Raw genomic sequence first — 474 nt, forward strand, 5'->3', positions numbered from 1 at the left:
GCGCCCGCCCGGCCCGCGCCCGGTCTGGACCTGGACGCCCTGGCGGGACCGCCGCGCGTGACGCCGAACCGGGGCCGTCCGGCGGCGGGTCAGCAGGGATCGGGGACCGCGAGCCAGGCGACGGGGCCGCAGATCACGGCCATCTTCAACCAGGTCTATCCGAACTGGATTTTGCCTTGCGACATCCCCGGCGCCGACGAGCTGAGGATTCAGGTTGATCTGACCCTGTCGGCGGACGGGCGGATCACCAAGGGGCCGACCCTGGTCAATCCGCAGTCCAGCGCCGTCTATCGTGCGGCGGCGGACGGGGCGCTGCGGGCCTTGCGTCAGACGGCGCCGTTCGACGTGCCGACGGGCTTCCCCGGCGGCCAGTATCGCCCGACCTTCAACACCGAACGGGCCTGCGCCAATCGGTAGAGCTACGCAGGGCGATCCTCCCCTGCGTAGCGGGGGAGGGGACCATGCGCAGCATGG

The 474-nt window shown here is 71.7% G+C and carries 1 pseudogene; it reads left to right on the forward strand.

Annotation, left to right across the window (positions count from 1 at the left end):
- Nucleotides 1-417 (forward strand): annotated as a pseudogene (locus HX774_RS19390) (hypothetical protein); the annotation flags it as partial.
- Nucleotides 418-474 lie beyond the last annotated feature (57 nt).

The sequence above is a fragment of the Brevundimonas sp. P7753 genome (assembly GCF_013386595.1).
GTDB classification, from domain to species: domain Bacteria; phylum Pseudomonadota; class Alphaproteobacteria; order Caulobacterales; family Caulobacteraceae; genus Brevundimonas; species Brevundimonas bullata.